This window comes from Bacillus sp. FSL R9-9492 (assembly GCF_038007365.1).
GTDB classification, from domain to species: domain Bacteria; phylum Bacillota; class Bacilli; order Bacillales; family Bacillaceae_G; genus Bacillus_A; species Bacillus_A mycoides.
The window spans coordinates 3,844,482-3,862,561 of record NZ_JBBOXC010000001.1; the positions used below are offsets into that span (position 1 = coordinate 3,844,482).

Sequence of the window (18,080 nt, forward strand, 5' to 3'; positions counted from 1 at the left end):
GTTTGCATACATGCAAACAGGTTGTTTCAACTTAACGAGGTTCTACAATTAATTTTATCGCTGTACGCTCTTCACCATCGATCATAATATCTGTAAACGCTGGGATACAAATCAAGTCCAAACCACTAGGCGCTACAAATCCTCTTGCAATTGCTACTGCCTTTACCGCTTGGTTCAATGCACCTGCACCAATAGCTTGAATTTCTGCTGTTCCGCGTTCGCGAATAACACCTGCAAGTGCACCAGCTACAGAATTAGGGACCGACGTTGCTTTAACTTTTAATATTTCCATTCCGCGTTTCCTCCTCGTTTCTATAAAAAGTAATAGCAATTATTTCACTTTAACTTATATTCACGAGGAATGGCACCTATTCCTGCTAAATTTCTGTAATTTTTCTAAAAAATTAAAATATAACGAATCCTCTAACTTTTTGTTAAAAATCAGTCAAAAAATGGCTGGTCATCATTAATTAAAATGCGCTCAATTTTCTTTGCTTTCCCTGTATTAGGATCCACATCAATTAACACTGCACTTAATTGTGTTCTACCATTCGTCACTTCAAAACGCACTGGTAAGTTCGTTAAAAACTTCTTCAATACCGCTTCGCGTTCCATACCTAAAATCCCATCATATGGGCCTGTCATACCAACATCTGTAATATAAGCTGTTCCACTTGGTAAAATACGATTATCAGCTGTAGGAACGTGTGTATGTGTACCTACTACCGCTGTAGCACGACCGTCTACATACCAACCTAACGCCTGCTTCTCACTTGTTGTTTCAGCATGAAAATCAACAAAGATAATGTTTGTACGTTTTTTTGCAATACTGATTAACTCATCCACTTTACGGAATGGACAATCAATTGGAGGAAGGAAAGTACGTCCTTGTAAGTTAATAACTGCAACTTCTGTTCCATTACAATTTACAAAGATAAGCCCTTTTCCCGGCGTTCCTTCTGGGAAGTTAGCTGGTCTTGCAAGATATTTTGCATCATCGATAAATTCAAATACTTCACGGTTATCCCAAGCGTGGTTTCCAAGCGTAACCGCTTGTGCCCCGCACTCTAAAAAGTTTCGATATATTTTTTCCGTAATTCCACGTCCACCCGCAGCATTTTCTCCATTAATAATTGTTACTGTCGGTGTATATTTCTTCTTTAATGCCGGTACGTACTGTTGAATCATGTCTCTACCAGGAGATCCTACTACATCCCCAACAAATAATATTCTCATATGTCTTACCCTTTCTATGTACTACATTTTTTATTACCATACTATAACCTTAAAGCTATTTCCTTACAACAGTTACAATTTATCTATTATAAGTTTCTTTCACTTGCATACTGCTCATAAATAATTTTCTTTATTTTACCCAATTCCAACACAAAAAAATAAAGTGGTGTTTCACCACTTTATTTTGCGTATTCCACTGCACGTGTTTCACGAATAACAGTTACTTTAATATGTCCTGGATAATCCAGTTCATTTTCAATACGTTTTCGAATATCACGAGCTAAACGATGAGCTTCTAAATCATCAATTGTATCTGGTTTTACCAGAATACGAACTTCACGTCCTGCTTGAATTGCGAAAGATTTTTCTACGCCTTCATAAGACTCTGAAATTTCTTCTAACTTTTCAAGACGACGAATGTAATTCTCAAGCGTTTCACTACGAGCTCCCGGTCTTGCAGCTGATAATGCATCTGCTGCAGCAACTAGAACTGCAATGATAGAAGTTGGTTCTGTGTCACCATGGTGAGATGCGATACTGTTTATTACAACAGGATGCTCTTTATATTTCGTTGCGAGTTCAACACCAATTTCAACGTGGCTACCTTCTACTTCATGATCGATTGCTTTTCCGATATCATGTAATAGACCAGCACGTCTTGCTAGTTTTTCATCCTCACCAAGCTCCGCTGCCATAAGTCCAGTTAAGTATGCAACTTCCATAGAGTGTTTTAAGACGTTTTGTCCGTAACTTGTACGGTATTTTAAACGACCTAAAATTTTAATTAAATCTGGATGTAAGCCATGAACACCCACTTCAAACGTTGTTTGCTCTCCGACTTCACGAATATACTCGTCCACTTCACGTCTTGATTTTTCGACCATCTCTTCAATACGCGCTGGGTGAATACGTCCGTCCTGTACTAGTTTATCAAGAGCGATACGAGCTGTTTCACGACGAATCGGGTCAAATCCAGATAGAATTACCGCTTCTGGTGTATCATCGATAATAAGGTCAATACCTGTTAACGTTTCTAACGTACGAATGTTACGACCTTCACGTCCGATAATACGTCCCTTCATTTCGTCATTTGGAAGATTTACAACCGAAACGGTTGTTTCAGCAACATGATCAGCTGCACATCTTTGCATTGCAAGAGATAAAATCTCTTTTGCCTTCTTATCCGCTTCTTCTTTCGCGCGAACTTCACTTTCTTTTACCATAACGGCAATTTCATGAGAAACTTCACTTTCCACTTTACCAAGAATAATTGCTTTCGCTTGTTCGCGGGTCAGATTGGAAATGCGCTCTAATTCTGTTTGTTGCTTTTGAACTAACTCTCCCACTTTGCTTTCCAACTCTTCAATCTGTTGTTGTTTCGCTACAAGAGATTCCTCTTTCTTTTCTAACTGTTGCTCGCGCTTATCGAGCGTTTCGTCTTTACGATCAAGGTTCTCTTCTTTTTGCATTAAACGATTTTCTTGTTTTTGTAATTCGCTTCTACGGTCACGAATTTCTAATTCAGCTTCTGTACGAAGTGTATGAATTTCATCCTTTGCTTCTAAAAGCGCTTCTTTCTTAAGTGCTTCAGCATCACGATTCGCTTCGTCTAGAATACGTTTTGCTTCATTAGCTGCACCATTAATCTTCGCTTCAGCAATAGACTTTCGAACAAAAAAGCCAACAACTGCACCGACTGTTGCAAGCAAAATGGAGATGAGTATCCAAACTGTACTACTCATGATTTCACCTCCCCTTGCTATGAATGAAAAAAGACTGTCGGCATGTACATTGAATTACAACGTACAGCAAAGACCGTCGTCCCGCTTTTTTAAGGGACTTTCTTCATTTCACAATTAAAATGTCATATTATTATTTCGGCAAGATTAAAGTCTTACTCCGAATATTACTTCTCTTCTTGAGAAGAGTATATCGTATATAAGAAAAAATATACATTCTCATTGTATCTATCGCAATTTTCATTGTCAAGCGTTGTCTACTTTTACTTTCTTTACCTTCAGCCCTGAATCTTATATGGATTTAAAAAACAGACGGCATATTATCCTGGAAAACCTTAGAAAATCCCAATTCATTCACTTAAAATATATGAATATTCCCCTTTACACATAGCCTTTTGGATAGAATAAATATTTTATCTCCAGCTATATATAACGCTTTCATAGTGGATTAAAAAATAAAAGACACGGGACCGTGTCTTTTATTTTTTAATCTTGACGAGTTGAATCTTCCGTGTCTTCAACACCAGAGTTTTCACCAATTCCGTGATGTTCACGAACAAAGAAGGCAATTTCCTCTCTTAAATCCGTATTCTCTTTTAAGAATTGCTTCGAATTTTCACGACCTTGTCCTAAGCGTTCTTCATTATAAGAGTACCAAGCACCGCTCTTTTGAACGATATCAAGTTCAGAAGCCATATCTAAGATTTCACCTTCTCTTGAAATACCTTCTCCGTACATAATATCAACTTCAGCAACACGGAATGGCGGTGCTACTTTATTTTTAACTACTTTTATTTTCGTTTTATTACCAACAATATCGTTACCTTGCTTTAACTGCTCAGCACGACGTACTTCAAGACGGACAGTTGAATAGAATTTCAACGCACGACCACCTGGAGTTGTTTCTGGCACTATCTATAGATTTTCCATCTCTATAGTCCGGACTATCTCTTCATCTCTTTGCAGAGAGCCTTGCACTTCCAGCAGTAGCCTATCATCTGCCGTACCCTACTCAGTTAACTAAAAGTCCTTTTCGGTAGTCTCTACACCTTCCCCATATAACTATGGAACTTGGCACGGTATTACCCTAATAAAATGGTGGGCTTCACCGTTAGCAACTATATGAATAGTTACACCCTTAGGCAATAAGGTTCACAAGGTTTTTTAACATGCTATCACTAGCAAGGGAAACCCAGAGTAAACTCCTTAATCTTTTGCACGACTTTTTCTTTATTTGCTAACTCTTCTTCATGTATAACGAGATATTTATAGCAGCTCTCTTGCATAAATAAAAGTTTTCTTTTATCTCGTTCTTTTATTTTTTTGAGTGAGTGTGCCCATTTCCCATGGACATCTAAACAATATTTTCTACCTAAGTAGAAATCAATAGACCACTTATCGATTCTTTTTTGCTTAATGAATGCCAGATCTAAACTTAACAACATCTGTTCAACTTGTTGTTCAAGTAAAGTATCATAATTTTTCTTTCTGACCTTTACATTAAGCTCTTTTCTCCTTTTAGCAACACACGTATCGGATACGCCATACTTAACGGCAATTTCAACATGTGATAAATATGGATTTTTCAACTCTTGTTCAACTTCTGCGGTTTTAGGCAAGTAAATCTTCCTGTGTCTGGTTCTTTTAATTCCAAGTAACTTTAAAATTTCACCTACTCGCCTTTCATCAAGATTAATTTCTTGACCTATATCTCTCAATTTTCTATCCGCATGTGTCACAATAAAATCCACTTGCCATTGTTCTATGTTTCGATAAGTTCTATTTCCAATTGTCACTGCCACTTTAATCTCTCCTTATAAGAAATTCCTTATAAAGACTTAGTCGAAGAAGACAAATAAAGATTCAAGTACATTACTTTGATTAAGCAACTTGTGGTTGATTTCCGAACATAACCCCAACTTTTTCACGAATTTGGTTGATAAAGATTGCGATTGTTTTTGATTTGTTGATTGCACCTGAAAGTTTACGAAGTGCTTGTGACATTAAACGTGCTTGTAAACCAACGTGAGAGTCACCCATGTCCCCTTCGATCTCAGCTTTCGGTACAAGAGCTGCCACAGAGTCAATTACGATAATATCAACCGCTCCACTTCGTACAAGTGCTTCTGCGATTTCTAGTCCTTGCTCCCCTGTATCAGGCTGTGATAATAGTAATTCATCTATGTTAACACCTAATTTTTGTGCATATACAGGATCCATTGCATGCTCCGCATCAATGAACGCTGCTTGTCCACCTTGACGCTGTACTTCCGCGATTGCGTGTAATGAAACTGTTGTTTTACCTGAACTTTCAGGTCCATAAATTTCAATAACACGGCCACGTGGGTATCCGCCTACCCCTAGTGCCACATCAAGTGCTAAAGAACCACTTGAAAATGTAGAAATTCTACGCTCCGCTTGTTCTCCTAATTTCATAATTGAACCTTTACCGAATTGCTTCTCTATTTGTTTTAACGCCATATCTAATGCCGCTTGACGATCGCTCATTCAAAATTCCTCCTTAACTAAATTGCTAATCTTATTATACCTATTTTCAATTCAATTTGCCAACAAAAATCGAACATTTATTCGTTTTTTTATTTTATATCGAATAAAACTAGGTTTTCCAACAAAAAAAACTAGAAGAAATTTATATCTCTTCTAGCTTTTTAAATAAATGATAAAATCCATATTTTGTAGAGCGTTCTCTAATTTGTTGACGACTTCCACTTAAATTAAGCGAGAAGACTACAGCTGGTTCATCTTTAATGACCAATCCAATAAATACTGTTCCTGGTTCTTTATGCTCTGAAGCATCCGGTCCTGCCACCCCAGTGAAACTAATTCCGATATCTGCTTTTAACAGTTCCTTTACATTTTCAGCAAGATAGCGAGCACACTGTTTACTAACCGCGCCATCAGTACGTAACACTTCTTCAGGTACATGTAAAATTTGTTGCTTCACATCATTTTGATAACAAATGACACCGCCTTTAAATACAGACGAAACACCAGCATTTTCTGTTACTTGATTTCCAAAAAGACCACCTGTTAAACTTTCTGCACACGCTAAAGTTAACCCTTTTTCCTTCAATAGCCTTATTGCCTTGTAATGAAGGAAATCTTGGTCATATCCGTAGAAAAATTCTCCTACTCTTTCTAAAATCAAATCTTCCACATGCTGAATCAGTTTCTCCGCCTCATCAGCATCATGATGTTTGGCAGTTAAACGTAATGTCACTTCTCCATCATTTGCAAGTGGTGCAATGGTTGGGTTCGTTTGTCCATCAATTAAATCTTGAACTTTCACCTCTAATTGAGATTCCCCAATACCAAAAAAACGAAGAACACGAGAATAAATATTTTCCCCCGTTGTAAACTTACATAAAAAAGGCTCTACGTAACTTATATACATCGGCTTCATTTCTTTTGGTGGTCCTGGTAATAAAATATAAACTTTTCTGTTCGTATTTAATCCCATACCAGGCGCCATACCGTGATCATTCGCAAATACAGTCGATCCATTTAAAACGAGCGCCTGCTTTTTATTATTCTCCGTAAATTCACGGCCTGTGCGCTTAAAATAATCGCTTATCGATGTTAATGCCTTTTCATCATACACAAGCTCTTCATCTAAACTAGACGCTATTGTTTCTTTCGTTAAATCATCTTTTGTCGGTCCTAATCCACCTGTAAAAATGAGCATATCAGCTCGTTCTTCAGCCAATTCAATTGCCTTCTGTAATCGCTTGTTATTATCCCCAACAACAGTATGGTAGTACACGTTAATTCCGATTGAAGCTAACTTTTCAGATAAAAACTGGGCATTTGTATTTGCAATTTGTCCAAGTAATAATTCCGTTCCAACCGCAATAATTTCAGCATTCATCCCAATTCCCCCATAAACTTCTATTTTGAGTTTACAAAAGCATCTTTATTTTTCCAGAAATAATCCCATCCTGAAATAACGGTAAAGAATAATGCAATCCATATGAAAATATCTGCAACTGGAATATGAAGTAGATTTAACGGTACATCATGTAATAAGTATGCTGCAATCGCAATAATTTGTGTCCATGTCTTAATTTTCCCTAGCTGATTTGCTGCAACTACTTCCCCTGTCCCAGCAAGTACAAGGCGTAAACCTGTTACTGCAAACTCACGGCTTATAATTACAATAACGATCCAAGCAGGTACATATTGCATTTCTACCAATGTGATAAGTGCTGCCGAAACAAGTAATTTATCTGCTAACGGGTCAAGGAATTTCCCTAAATTCGTTACAAGATTATATTTTCTTGCATAATGTCCATCAATCCAATCTGTAGCCGAAGCAATAATAAAGATAAGTGCCCCTACTAAATGTTGAATTGGTAACTCTACATCACCAATTATAAATGAGCCCCACTCAAAGGGCGCTAACATAATTACCATAAAAATTGGAATTAAGAAGATTCTAGATATTGTAATTTTATTTGGTAAATTCACAGCTATTCCTCCATCATGTCAAAAACATTTGTTCATTGAAAAAAGTCATCGAAGCGATGACTGTTATTGCGCAGCTTGCCCTATCCCTTGGTTTTTTATCACCAATCTTTGGTGATATTCTTTTGCTGGATCTAATGGGAAAGTAACCACTTGGCCATTCAGTTTAATTTCAACATTCGGTGCACTTCCAATATTAAGCCGCACTTCTTTTACTGTTGATAAATCACGTTTTTCTGTTTGACCACTTTGTACTGTAGTGTTTAGAATTTCGTTACCCGCATCATCTTTAACATCTACATAGCTTGCACCCTTCGCTGAAATTTCCAGTTCTAATGTTTTATTATTATGAATTTCCAAAGTAGATACCTTACCACTCGTTCCAACTACCTTCACTTCTTGTTGTCCAGTTGGTTGCGCTGGTTGCTCTTCTTTCTTTGGTTCTTCTTTCTTTGGTTCTTCTTTTTTTGGTTCTTCCGCTTTCGCTTCATCTTTCTTCGTATCTAACGGAGAATTTTTTGCTTTTTGAACCTCAATTTTCTCACTTTGAGCATTTGGAACTTGCCTATCATCTTTTCCAGTTAACGCTTGAATAACAAACCAGACTACCACTCCAAATGCGATTACTAACAACGCAATCAAAATTTTGGGCATATGATCCGCAATTGGCCATGATGAAGATTTTTGCATTGTTTCTTGTGTTTTTTGTCCAGTTGATACTTGTGGAACTTCACGTTTTTCAGACTGTGGTATCGTACTCTGATATTCCACAAGCAGTTCCTCTCCATTTAATCCAACAGCATCTGCATATTGTTTAATGAATGCACGCGCATAAAAAGCTCCTGGCAACACATCATAATTGCCTTCTTCAATCGCTACTAAATGGCGTTTTTGAATTTTTGTAATCTCATGCAGCTGATCAATAGATAAGCCTTTCGCTTCTCTTGCTTCTGTCAGCTTTTGTCCTAATTCCGTCACTACTAACACCTCAATATTTCTTTAAAAGTCGAACATAGAGAAATTGTTTTGCGTACCTTGCTCAATTTCATCTACTAAATTATATTGAATTTCTTCATCATAATCGTTACGCAATTCGATAATATAATCAAAATCATCCAATGTGTATTCTGACTGACTCACAAACACATCCGGATGTTCCACAACTTTCGTTGCAGGCAATCTCATGATTTCACGAACGAGCTGCCAGTGCCTTTCATTTGCACGCTTTGTCGACACAATTCCATCTAGTATGAAAATATTATCGTCGCTATACTCATCTTCAATCAATTGGCTACGAACAGTTTGCTTAATGAGAGTAGATGATACGAATAACCATCTCTTATTTGCACAAACACTTGCGGCAACAATAGATTCTGTTTTTCCGACACGAGGCATTCCTCGTATCCCAATTAATTTATGACCTTCTTTTTTCATTATCTCCGCCATAAAGTCTACAAGCAATCCTAATTCATCACGCACAAATCGAAATGTTTTCTTATCATCTGCATCTCGTTGTATGTACCTACCATGTCTAACTGCTAGCTTATCTCTAAGCTTTGGCGGACGATATTTCGTTACCGTTATATTATCCATCGTATTTAAAATTGATTCAAGTCTAGAGATTTGTTCTTGATTATCACACATAAGCAAAAGTCCACGTCGTGCATTATCTACACCATTAATTGTGACAATATTGATGCCAAGCATACCGATTAACGAAGAAACGTCACCAAGTAAGCCAGGTCGGTTTTTATGTATTTCATATTCAAAATACCATTCAATCATCCAAGATCACTCCCCTACGCTTACTTTACACCTACGTACTATATTATATGATTTCACCTTAATAGGGAAGCTAAATGTATAATCTATTCCTCCTAATTACTATACAAAAAAAGTAGAGAGGAGAAGCTCCTCTCTACTTTTACTTATGTTGTACAAACTTCACCATTAAATTTGCAATTGTATGTTGCTCTTGTTCATCAGCAACTTTCCAAAGCTCAGACAATAATTTTTCTTGATCGTTGCGCGCTTCTACTTCATTTGCTAAATAATCACCAACACGAAATGCCATATCTGATACGGCACCACCATCAAGCCCTTTTCCCCCCGCTTGTTCTAAACGTTCTCCTAAAAAGCTCTTCCACTGATCAAAATTATCTAACACTGACATGTTTAAGCACCTCACTATTTTAGTAATAGAATCATGCTTAATTTGTACAATTTCTTGTTTTTTATGTAAGAATTTTTTAGCAATGCCAACCGCCATTCACTCCGATAATTTGCCCCGTAATATAAGAAGCTCCTGGCGAAACGAGGAAGGAGACTGTTTTTGCTACCTCTTCGGGTAGTCCTATTCTACCTAATGGAATATCTTCAGCAATTTCATTTTTATCATCTTCTGAAAATACATTTAACATTTCTGTTTCGATCGCACCTGGCGCTACCGCATTAACGCGCAATCCACTTAGAGAAACTTCTTTCGCTAAAGCCTTCACATATGAATTTTGTGCACCTTTCACCATTGAGTACAGCACCTCACAAGACGCTCCTATTTGCCCCCAAATGGATGAAATAACAACAACATTACCACTTCTCCGCCCGATCATCGGTGGAAGCGCCATCGATAAAAGTCTATATACACTCTTCACTTGAAGCTCCACCATATAATCTAATTCTTCATTCGTAACATCTGTTACTAATCCAAATATACTCTTTCCAGCTGCGTATACAATAACATCAATAGGATGTTCGATTTGTCCCCACAATTTCTCTGCTCCATCGATAGAAGCTAAATTTGCTTGCACAGGAATCACTGCATCAAACTCCTTTTGTAACCCCCTTATCTTCTCTTCGCTTTTATTGTAATGAATATAGACTGTATAACCATCCTCGATTAACTGCTTCGAAATAGCAGAGCCAATCCCTCCGCTTCCTCCAGTTACTAATGCATACTTTTTCATAAATTCCCTCTCTTATCTTTTTATGTATAAATAAATAATACCCTCATCTTACCATTTGGCAATAACCAAACGTTAGATGAGGGATATAGATACTGCGTTTTTTATTCACATATTACTTCATTTTTTTGGTAACACTTGGCAGACACTCATTTTCTCTTCAACTAATAATGTTTTTGCTGCTTGTTGTAGGTCTTGAACAGTTAATCCTTCTAACACTGTAAGAGCATCAAATAAACTAGATTCATTAAACGCATATCGTGTAAACTGATTTGCAATATATTCAGGTGAATTCAACGATCGTAAAAATCCACCAATTTTCTTTTTCTTCACCCGTTCCAGCGCAGTCTCATCTAACTGATCATAATTCGTTTGTAGTAAAATACCTTTTAGTCGCTCTGCCAATTCATCAGGGTGCTTCGTATCTCCACCAACCATTGCAAAACCGAAGTTATTTTCTTCTGTATAGTCATACGAGAACGAATCATCAATAAGACCTTCATTATATAAAGATTCGTAATGAACTGACCCTTTTCCAAATAAATAATCTAAAAGTAATGTAAGCGCAATTTCTTGTTTTAACAGAGCTTGCCCTTTTTCTTTTAAATCCGTTGCCTTAATACCAACTAAACATTTTGGAGTTTGAACAGGCATTGAAATAATCTTTTTCTTTTCATTTACTTCTTCTGGTTCCTCTTCAAAAGAGCGAACGATTTCTGGTTGATTTTCGTAATCTTTTTTCGCTTGATTTTCACGAACTAAATCCATTGTTTTTTCAGGATCAATCGCTCCAACAACAAATAATAACATGTTGCTCGGATGGTAAAAAGTCTCATAACATTCATACAGTAGGTCTTTTGTAATCTTACTAATAGACTCAATCGTCCCTGCAATATCAATTTTAATTGGATGTTTCACAAACAAACTATCGATTAACCCAAAGTATAAACGCCAGTCTGGGTTATCTTGGTACATTTGAATTTCTTGACCGATAATACCTTTTTCTTTTTCAACCGTTTTTTCAGAGAAATACGGTTCTTGTACAAAGTCTAACAACGTATTTAAATTTCTCTCTACATTTGATGTACAGGAAAAGAGATAAGCGGTTCTTGTAAAAGATGTAAAAGCGTTCGCTGAAGCACCTTGTTTACTAAACAATTGAAACGCGTCATGGTCCTCTTTTTCAAACAATTTATGCTCAAGGAAATGAGCAATTCCATCTGGTACACGAGTCATGTCTTCTTTTCCAAGCGGTACAAATGTATTATCAACAGAACCGTACTTCGTCGTAAATGTTGCAAATGTTTTGTTGAAGCCTTGTTTCGGTAAGATATATACGTCTAATCCATTCGGAAGTTTTTCATAATATAGCGTCTCTTTTAATTGCTCATACACAATTTTCTCCATTTATTCTCCCTCCGTTCCATGTAAAAAGTAAATTGTATCTAGTTCAATATTATTAGCAACTTTCACAATCTCTTCTTTCGTCACGCTTTCTATGCCCGTTAGCCATTCTTCAACTGGACGCGTACGCTCTGAAATCACCCCGTGATAAAGCATTTCAACAAAACCACGTGGTGTATCAATTGCCTCTAAGATTTGATTTTGAATTACACTTTTCGTTTGCTGAATCTCTTCCTCTGAAAAATCACCGCTTTGCATTGCTTTCATCTGTTCTTTAATAATTTCAACAGCTTTTTCAAAGTTCTTCGCTTCAATTCCAGACATAACAAAGAGCAAACCTTTATGACTTTCAAATCTCGATGCTGCATAGTACGCTAAACTATTTTTTTCACGGACATTTACGAATAACTTCGAATGAGAAAACCCTCCAAATAATCCGTTAAACAATTGTAATGCAAAATAATCTTCATCTTTATACGTAATGAATGTGCGATAGCCGATATTTAATTTACTTTGCTTTAGTTCTTGTTTTTCAACAATTTCTTTTTCTTCATTATTTCGTTTATGAAGAAGTACATTTCTCTCTTTCATAGCGCGAGGTGAGATCGAAAAATACTTATTTACAAGCTCCACAGCATCTTCTGAAATATCACCAATGATATATAAATCCATTTCATCTTCAGCTAACACTTTTTGATAATATTGATACAAACTTTCATTTGTAATAGAAGCAACACTTTCTTTTTTTCCATTTGCACTTAAGCGATATGGTTCTACTTTGCACATTTCTGCAATTAAACGCTCATTTGCATAACGCATTTTATCATCATAAGTAGCTTCAATTCGTTGCAAGAGTGCTCGTTTCTCACTTTCTACAATAGAAGATAGAAAACCGTCCCCTTCTGTTGCTGGATGTAAAACAATATCAGATAACATAGAAAGCGCTTTTTCAAATAACGGTGGTGCATCGTGTAAATATGTTTCATTTGCAATGTCTACATAAATAGAGATGATATGGTCTTCCCCTTTTTTACTTACATCTACCGCTAAAGAAGATCCATATAATTCTTCTAAATATTGACGAAGACGAATTACAGAAGGCAGTTTTTCTGTCGCACTTTGCAATACGTACGGCAATAGGGCACGCTCTGTCACCGTCTCCTCATTTAAAGGTGCTTTAAAACGAAATACAAAGGTATTTGTTTTAAATTTATCAGTCGGAATAATATGTACTCGCAAGCCACCTAATTCATGCAGTTGCTGTTCCATTAGTTTCATTAATAGCCCTCCTTTACGTATGTAGGAATATTCCTCTTCAATATACAGTTTTTAGAAATAAAAAATCAACTTTTCTTCCTTATTATGCTTACATTTGAGTCTTTCTAAAAACTTTAATATGTAAGGAACATAGTAAAATTCCGTATTAAATATATTCTATGTAAAAAAGCCCGCACTAATGTGCGAGCTTTTTTTATACTTTCTAAATACTCATCGTTTTCCTTTTTCATAAGGCGTTCCTAATGCTTTCGGAGCTTCAGATCGGCCTACAAAACCAACGAGTGCTAATATTGTAAATACATACGGTAATATCGTTAAGAATACACTTGGAATTTCTTTTAATATAGGAATTGTACCACCTGTTATCCCAAGTGATTGAGCAAATCCGAAGAACAGCGCTGCTCCAAGAGCACCAAGTGGATTCCATTTACCAAAGATCATAGCTGCTAGTGCTAAGAAACCTTGTCCAGTAATTGTAGCACCTGAGAAGTTACCAGAAATCGACATTGCGAAGACCGCACCACCCACTCCTGCAAACATTCCAGATATACAAACTGCAATATAACGCATTTTATATACATTAATCCCCATCGTATCTGCTGCCATTGGATGTTCACCAACAGCACGAAGACGAAGACCGAACGGTGTTTTATAAATAATGTACCAAACAACAAATGCTAAAATAATGGCAATATACGATGTTAACGGTACATTTGAGAAAAAGATTTTCCCGATTACCGGAATATCCGAAAGGCCCGGAACATCAATTTTTTCAATGCGGTATTGAATAAAATCAGTCTGTCCTTTGCCAAAGATTTTCTTAATCGCAAATACTGTTAGACCAAGAGCCAAGAAGTTAATCGCTACCCCACTTACTACTTGATCCGCACGGAATGTAATGGATGCTACTGCGTGAAGAAGTGCAAACAATCCACTTCCAATAGCTGCAAATAATAGCGCAATCCAAGGAGTCATTGCTCCCCACGTATCACCCATTAATAACGTTGTAACGATACCAGTAAATGCACCAAATAACATTAAACCTTCTAAGGCTATATTTACAACCCCAGAACGTTCACTGAACACTCCACCTAACGCCGTAAAAATAAGTGGCGCTGCCGTATATAACGTACCAGTCACAAGAATGGCTAAAATATCTATAAAGCTCATTTATTTCCCCTCCTTGCTCATGCGTGTAAGTGCCCAGCGTAAAACATAACTGCAAGCAACAAAGAAAATAATACATGCGATAATAACATTAATTAACTCAGAAGGTACATCTGCTTCAAAATTCATTTGCGGGGCTGCACTTTTCAAACCACCGAACAGTAAAGCCGATAATAATATACCAAACGGATTATTTCCTCCAAGAAGAGCTACCGCAATCCCATCGAATCCAATACCAGTAAACGATGTCATTGCCGTCATACTTTGGAATGTTCCTAGACCTTCCATTGCCCCACCAATTCCAGCAAAAGCGCCAGCAATTGTCATTGATAATACAACATTACGAGAGACTTTCATCCCTGCATATTGCGATGCATTTTGGTTAAAACCAACCGATTTCAACTCATATCCTAACGTAGTTCTATCTAATACGAACCACATTACAATAGCAATTAAAATAGCTACAACAATTCCCCAGTGCAAACGAGATCCATCTGTCAATGAAGATAGCCAATCAGAAGCTAATGAAGCACTCGCTTGTACATCATAAGATTTCTCATTACCTTCATGTATAAAACGTTTAATAAGATCATACGTAACATAAAGTGCAATGTAGTTCATCATAATTGTGACAATTACTTCATTTACTTTAAGCTTTCCTTTTAAATATCCGGGTATAAATCCCCATAAACCACCGGCAATCGCGGCTACTAAAATAGATAACGGAATATGCAAAAATGCTGGTAACGATACTGCATATCCAAACCAGACAGCGGCAAGCCATCCAACTAATAATTGTCCTTCTACCCCAATGTTAAAGAGACCTGTACGAAACGCAAATGCAACAGACAGACCAGCTAACACGAGTGGAATCATCGTACGTAGCGTCTCACCGATAGCCTGCGGATTTCCAACCATTCCTTCCCAAAGCGCTGCATACCCAACAATTGGATCATATCCACTAACTAACATTACAATGGCACCAACAAGTAAACCAAAAATAACGGATAATACAGGAACTAAAATGTTAATTGTTCGCTCCGTTAAAAATTTTTTAGCCATTTGTATTCACCTGCTCTTTCTCCGTTCCGCCAGCCATCAACAAACCAAGCTGTTGTTCATTTGTTTCTTTCGCATCGACAATTGCTACAATTTTACCTTCATATATAACAGCAACTCGATCACTTACATTTAAAATTTCATCCAGTTCTAGCGATAGAAGTAATACTGCTTTCCCATTATCTCTCTGCTCGATTAATTTTTTATGAATAAATTCAATCGCACCTACATCTAAACCACGTGTTGGCTGTGCTGCAATTAATAAATCTGGATTACGATCTACTTCACGTGCAATGATAGCTTTCTGCTGATTTCCACCTGATAGAGCACGCGCTAATGTTTGTTCGCTAGGCGTACGTACATCAAACTGTTCAATAAGCGCCTTTGCTTTCTCTGTGATTTTGCTAAAATTTAAAATCCCCTTCTTTGAAAATGGATTTTTATAGTATGTTTGCAAAACTATATTGTCTTTAACAGAAAAATCAAGAACTAGCCCGTGTTTATGACGGTCTTCTGGAATATGACCAATTCCTTCTTCTGTAATTCTTCGAACAGGCCAATTCGTTATTTCTTTTCCTTTAATTGCAATAGAACCTGACTCAACTTTTCGTAAACCAGTAATCGCCTCTATTAATTCACTTTGACCATTTCCATCAATCCCTGCAATACCAACGATTTCTCCTGCACGAACAGTTAAGTCAAGGCCTTTTACAGCAGGTAATTGGCGTGCATCATGAACGACAAGATTCGCAACAGACAGAACCTCCTCTTTCGGTTTGGCCCCTATTTTTTCTGTTTTAAAATTCACTTGACGTCCGACCATTAATTCTGCAAGTTTATGTTCATCCATTTTCGCAACGTCAACTGTACCAATTCCTTTACCTTTACGAATAATTGTGCAACGATCGCAAACTTCCATAATTTCTTTTAATTTATGTGTAATAAGAATGATAGATTTTCCTTCTTGCACAAGCTTTTTCATAATTTGAATCAACTCATGAATTTCTTGAGGAGTTAACACTGCAGTCGGTTCATCGAATATTAAAATCTCCGCACCACGATAAAGCGTCTTTAATATTTCAACCCTTTGCTGCATCCCAACCGAAATATCTTCAATCTTTGCATTTGGATCAACAGCTAAACCGTACTGTTCAGATAATTGTTTAATTTCTTTTGCAGCCTCTTCAACAGCTATTTTCCCTTTTCTCTTCGGCTCATTTCCAAGAATGATATTCTCTGTAACTGTAAAATTATGAACAAGCATAAAGTGCTGATGGACCATCCCAATTCCAAGGTCATTTGCTATATTCGGATTTGTAATTTTTACAGGGGTTCCTTTAATTTTAATTTCGCCCTGTTCTGGTTGATACAAACCGAACAGTACATTCATCAACGTTGATTTCCCTGCACCATTTTCTCCAAGTAAAGCGTGTATCTCTCCCTGTTTTACTTGCAGCGTAATATCGTCATTCGCTACAATACCTGGGAATACTTTTGTAATATTGTTCATCTCAATTACGTATTCCATTTTGTTCCTCCTTCTAGCAGGGAACACTCCCCAATTACACTCTATTAAAAGTATTTTTATATATACAAAGGTTAGTTCTAAGAACTAACCTTTGCTATTTCTCTATCATTATTTCTTTAGAGAAGCTTCATATGCTTTATATTCTTCGTCAGTTGCAGGTACTTTAATTTCACCAGCAGTGATTTTCTTCTCAAACTCTTCTATTTTTGTTAAAATTTCTGGGTTTACTTTTTTCACATTATCAGTTGTTTTCGCGATACCAACGCCATCATCTTTTAAGCCGAACTCTTCTACTTTACCGCCTTTTAACTTACCATCTTTCGCTTCTTGCGCTACTTTTGCTACTGCAACATCAACACGTTTTACCATTGAAGTTAAAGTTACGTTTTCAGGCATGCCTTCTTGATTTTGGTCACGGTCAACACCGATTACCCAAACATTTTCACCTTTTTTCTTACGGTTTTTCGCTTCTGTGAATACACCGTTACCAGTTGCACCTGAAGCATGGTAAATTACGTCAACGCCTTGACCGTACATTGCTGAAGCTAATACAGATCCTTTTTCTGGCTTATCAAATGCATCAGCATATTGTGATACAATTTCGATATTTGGATTTACTGCTTTTGCACCAGCTTTAAAACCTGATTCGAATTTTGTAATTAATGGACTCTTCACACCACCAACAAAACCAACTTTATTTGATTTTGTTGTCATCGCTGCTACAGCTCCAACTAGGAATGAACCTTCATGGTCTTTAAATGTAATACTTGTTACGTTTGGCTTCTTTACAACAGTATCTACAATCGCAAATTGCTCTTTTGGATACTGTTCAGCCACCTTTTCAATTGATTTTTCCATTAAGTATCCAATACCAAATGTTGTGTTATAATTATCTTTCGCAAATTTCGTTAAATTTGGAATGTAATCAGCATCTTTACTTGATTGAAGGTAACGATATCCTTCATTTTTCTTTAAATCGTTGTCTTTACCGAATTTTGTTAAACCTTCCCAAGCTGATTGGTTAAATGATTTGTCATCAACGCCCCCAACATCTGTAACCATACCAACCTTAAACTCTTTATCCCCTTTTTTGTCACTATCCGCTTTATCCGAGTTACCACATGCACCTAACACTGTACTTGCTGCTAACGTTAACGATAATAAAAGACCTGTTTTTTTCTTCATACTAGAAACCCCTCCTGAAATGTTTTGTCTAATGATTCA

Annotated in this window: 17 protein-coding genes and 1 pseudogene; all 18 read right to left on the bottom strand. The window is 36.8% G+C overall.

The genetic code is table 11. The annotated features are described in order from the left end of the window. Positions 1 to 31: 31 nt before the first annotated feature. The 18 genes and pseudogenes from spoVS to MKY70_RS19555 all read right to left on the bottom strand — a co-directional run bounded on the left by spoVS (position 32) and on the right by MKY70_RS19555 (position 18,041). On the bottom strand, positions 32 to 292 hold the full coding sequence (spoVS, locus tag MKY70_RS19470; protein WP_000404341.1) for a stage V sporulation protein SpoVS: 261 nt from the start codon (positions 290 to 292) through the stop codon (positions 32 to 34). A gap of 149 nt (positions 293 to 441) precedes the next feature. Further along, complete coding sequence (locus MKY70_RS19475; RefSeq protein ID WP_088034596.1) at positions 442 to 1,236, bottom strand: TIGR00282 family metallophosphoesterase; 795 nt, start codon at positions 1,234 to 1,236, stop codon at positions 442 to 444. Between the two features lie 179 nt (positions 1,237 to 1,415). Then, positions 1,416 to 2,978, bottom strand: coding sequence for a ribonuclease Y (rny, locus tag MKY70_RS19480; protein WP_002111330.1), 1,563 nt, complete (start codon positions 2,976 to 2,978; stop codon positions 1,416 to 1,418). A 483-nt stretch (positions 2,979 to 3,461) separates the two neighbouring features. Then, on the bottom strand, positions 3,462 to 3,887 hold the full coding sequence (locus MKY70_RS19485; RefSeq protein WP_002088046.1) for a recombinase RecA: 426 nt from the start codon (positions 3,885 to 3,887) through the stop codon (positions 3,462 to 3,464). Positions 3,888 to 4,153: 266 nt separating this feature from the next. After that, a complete protein-coding gene (locus MKY70_RS19490; RefSeq protein ID WP_088034594.1) occupies positions 4,154 to 4,777 on the bottom strand; it encodes a topoisomerase I in 624 nt (207 codons plus the stop codon). A 97-nt stretch (positions 4,778 to 4,874) separates the two neighbouring features. Next, positions 4,875 to 5,483 (bottom strand): annotated as a pseudogene (recA, locus tag MKY70_RS19495) (recombinase RecA); the annotation flags it as partial. Positions 5,484 to 5,625: 142 nt separating this feature from the next. Further along, on the bottom strand, positions 5,626 to 6,864 hold the full coding sequence (locus MKY70_RS19500) for a competence/damage-inducible protein A (RefSeq protein WP_088034589.1): 1,239 nt from the start codon (positions 6,862 to 6,864) through the stop codon (positions 5,626 to 5,628). Between the two features lie 20 nt (positions 6,865 to 6,884). Beyond that, positions 6,885 to 7,463, bottom strand: a complete 579-nt coding sequence (gene pgsA / locus MKY70_RS19505) for a CDP-diacylglycerol--glycerol-3-phosphate 3-phosphatidyltransferase (RefSeq protein ID WP_002014596.1) — start codon at positions 7,461 to 7,463, stop codon at positions 6,885 to 6,887. A gap of 63 nt (positions 7,464 to 7,526) precedes the next feature. Then, a complete protein-coding gene (locus MKY70_RS19510; protein WP_002128706.1) occupies positions 7,527 to 8,438 on the bottom strand; it encodes a helix-turn-helix domain-containing protein in 912 nt (303 codons plus the stop codon). A gap of 21 nt (positions 8,439 to 8,459) precedes the next feature. Next, entirely contained in the window at positions 8,460 to 9,245 is a 786-nt protein-coding gene (locus tag MKY70_RS19515; RefSeq protein WP_000574107.1) for a DUF3388 domain-containing protein, read from the bottom strand. A 139-nt stretch (positions 9,246 to 9,384) separates the two neighbouring features. Then, positions 9,385 to 9,633 carry a DUF3243 domain-containing protein gene (locus MKY70_RS19520; RefSeq protein ID WP_000114449.1) on the bottom strand — a complete coding sequence of 83 codons (249 nt, stop codon included), beginning with the start codon at positions 9,631 to 9,633 and terminating at the stop codon, positions 9,385 to 9,387. 76 nt (positions 9,634 to 9,709) lie between these two features. Beyond that, entirely contained in the window at positions 9,710 to 10,423 is a 714-nt protein-coding gene (gene ymfI, locus MKY70_RS19525; RefSeq protein ID WP_002014593.1) for an elongation factor P 5-aminopentanone reductase, read from the bottom strand. A 117-nt stretch (positions 10,424 to 10,540) separates the two neighbouring features. Then, positions 10,541 to 11,827, bottom strand: coding sequence for an EF-P 5-aminopentanol modification-associated protein YfmH (gene yfmH, locus MKY70_RS19530; protein ID WP_341025570.1), 1,287 nt, complete (start codon positions 11,825 to 11,827; stop codon positions 10,541 to 10,543). Next, positions 11,828 to 13,102 carry an EF-P 5-aminopentanol modification-associated protein YfmF gene (yfmF, locus tag MKY70_RS19535; protein ID WP_088034587.1) on the bottom strand — a complete coding sequence of 425 codons (1,275 nt, stop codon included), beginning with the start codon at positions 13,100 to 13,102 and terminating at the stop codon, positions 11,828 to 11,830. Positions 13,103 to 13,312: 210 nt separating this feature from the next. Beyond that, entirely contained in the window at positions 13,313 to 14,272 is a 960-nt protein-coding gene (locus MKY70_RS19540) for an ABC transporter permease (RefSeq protein WP_002066758.1), read from the bottom strand. Further along, positions 14,273 to 15,331, bottom strand: coding sequence for an ABC transporter permease (locus MKY70_RS19545; protein ID WP_002088061.1), 1,059 nt, complete (start codon positions 15,329 to 15,331; stop codon positions 14,273 to 14,275). Continuing rightward, positions 15,324 to 16,856 carry an ABC transporter ATP-binding protein gene (locus MKY70_RS19550; protein WP_088034585.1) on the bottom strand — a complete coding sequence of 511 codons (1,533 nt, stop codon included), beginning with the start codon at positions 16,854 to 16,856 and terminating at the stop codon, positions 15,324 to 15,326. The genes MKY70_RS19545 and MKY70_RS19550 overlap by 8 nt, the downstream gene beginning before the upstream one ends. A gap of 108 nt (positions 16,857 to 16,964) precedes the next feature. Then, entirely contained in the window at positions 16,965 to 18,041 is a 1,077-nt protein-coding gene (locus MKY70_RS19555; RefSeq protein WP_044442918.1) for a BMP family lipoprotein, read from the bottom strand. Positions 18,042 to 18,080: the final 39 nt, after the last annotated feature.

Excerpts from the sequence above, each read along its gene's own strand:
- spoVS (WP_000404341.1), bottom strand. The coding sequence starts at position 292 with ATGGAAATATTAAAAGTTAAAGCAACGTCGGTCCCTAATTCTGTAGCT.
- MKY70_RS19475 (WP_088034596.1), bottom strand. The coding sequence starts at position 1,236 with ATGAGAATATTATTTGTTGGGGATGTAGTAGGATCTCCTGGTAGAGAC.
- rny (WP_002111330.1), bottom strand. The coding sequence starts at position 2,978 with ATGAGTAGTACAGTTTGGATACTCATCTCCATTTTGCTTGCAACAGTC.
- MKY70_RS19500 (WP_088034589.1), bottom strand. The coding sequence starts at position 6,864 with ATGAATGCTGAAATTATTGCGGTTGGAACGGAATTATTACTTGGACAA.
- MKY70_RS19515 (WP_000574107.1), bottom strand. The coding sequence starts at position 9,245 with ATGATTGAATGGTATTTTGAATATGAAATACATAAAAACCGACCTGGC.
- MKY70_RS19520 (WP_000114449.1), bottom strand. The coding sequence starts at position 9,633 with ATGTCAGTGTTAGATAATTTTGATCAGTGGAAGAGCTTTTTAGGAGAA.
- ymfI (WP_002014593.1), bottom strand. The coding sequence starts at position 10,423 with ATGAAAAAGTATGCATTAGTAACTGGAGGAAGCGGAGGGATTGGCTCT.
- yfmH (WP_341025570.1), bottom strand. The coding sequence starts at position 11,827 with ATGGAGAAAATTGTGTATGAGCAATTAAAAGAGACGCTATATTATGAA.
- yfmF (WP_088034587.1), bottom strand. The coding sequence starts at position 13,102 with ATGAAACTAATGGAACAGCAACTGCATGAATTAGGTGGCTTGCGAGTA.
- MKY70_RS19540 (WP_002066758.1), bottom strand. The coding sequence starts at position 14,272 with ATGAGCTTTATAGATATTTTAGCCATTCTTGTGACTGGTACGTTATAT.
- MKY70_RS19545 (WP_002088061.1), bottom strand. The coding sequence starts at position 15,331 with ATGGCTAAAAAATTTTTAACGGAGCGAACAATTAACATTTTAGTTCCT.
- MKY70_RS19550 (WP_088034585.1), bottom strand. The coding sequence starts at position 16,856 with ATGGAATACGTAATTGAGATGAACAATATTACAAAAGTATTCCCAGGT.
- MKY70_RS19555 (WP_044442918.1), bottom strand. The coding sequence starts at position 18,041 with ATGAAGAAAAAAACAGGTCTTTTATTATCGTTAACGTTAGCAGCAAGT.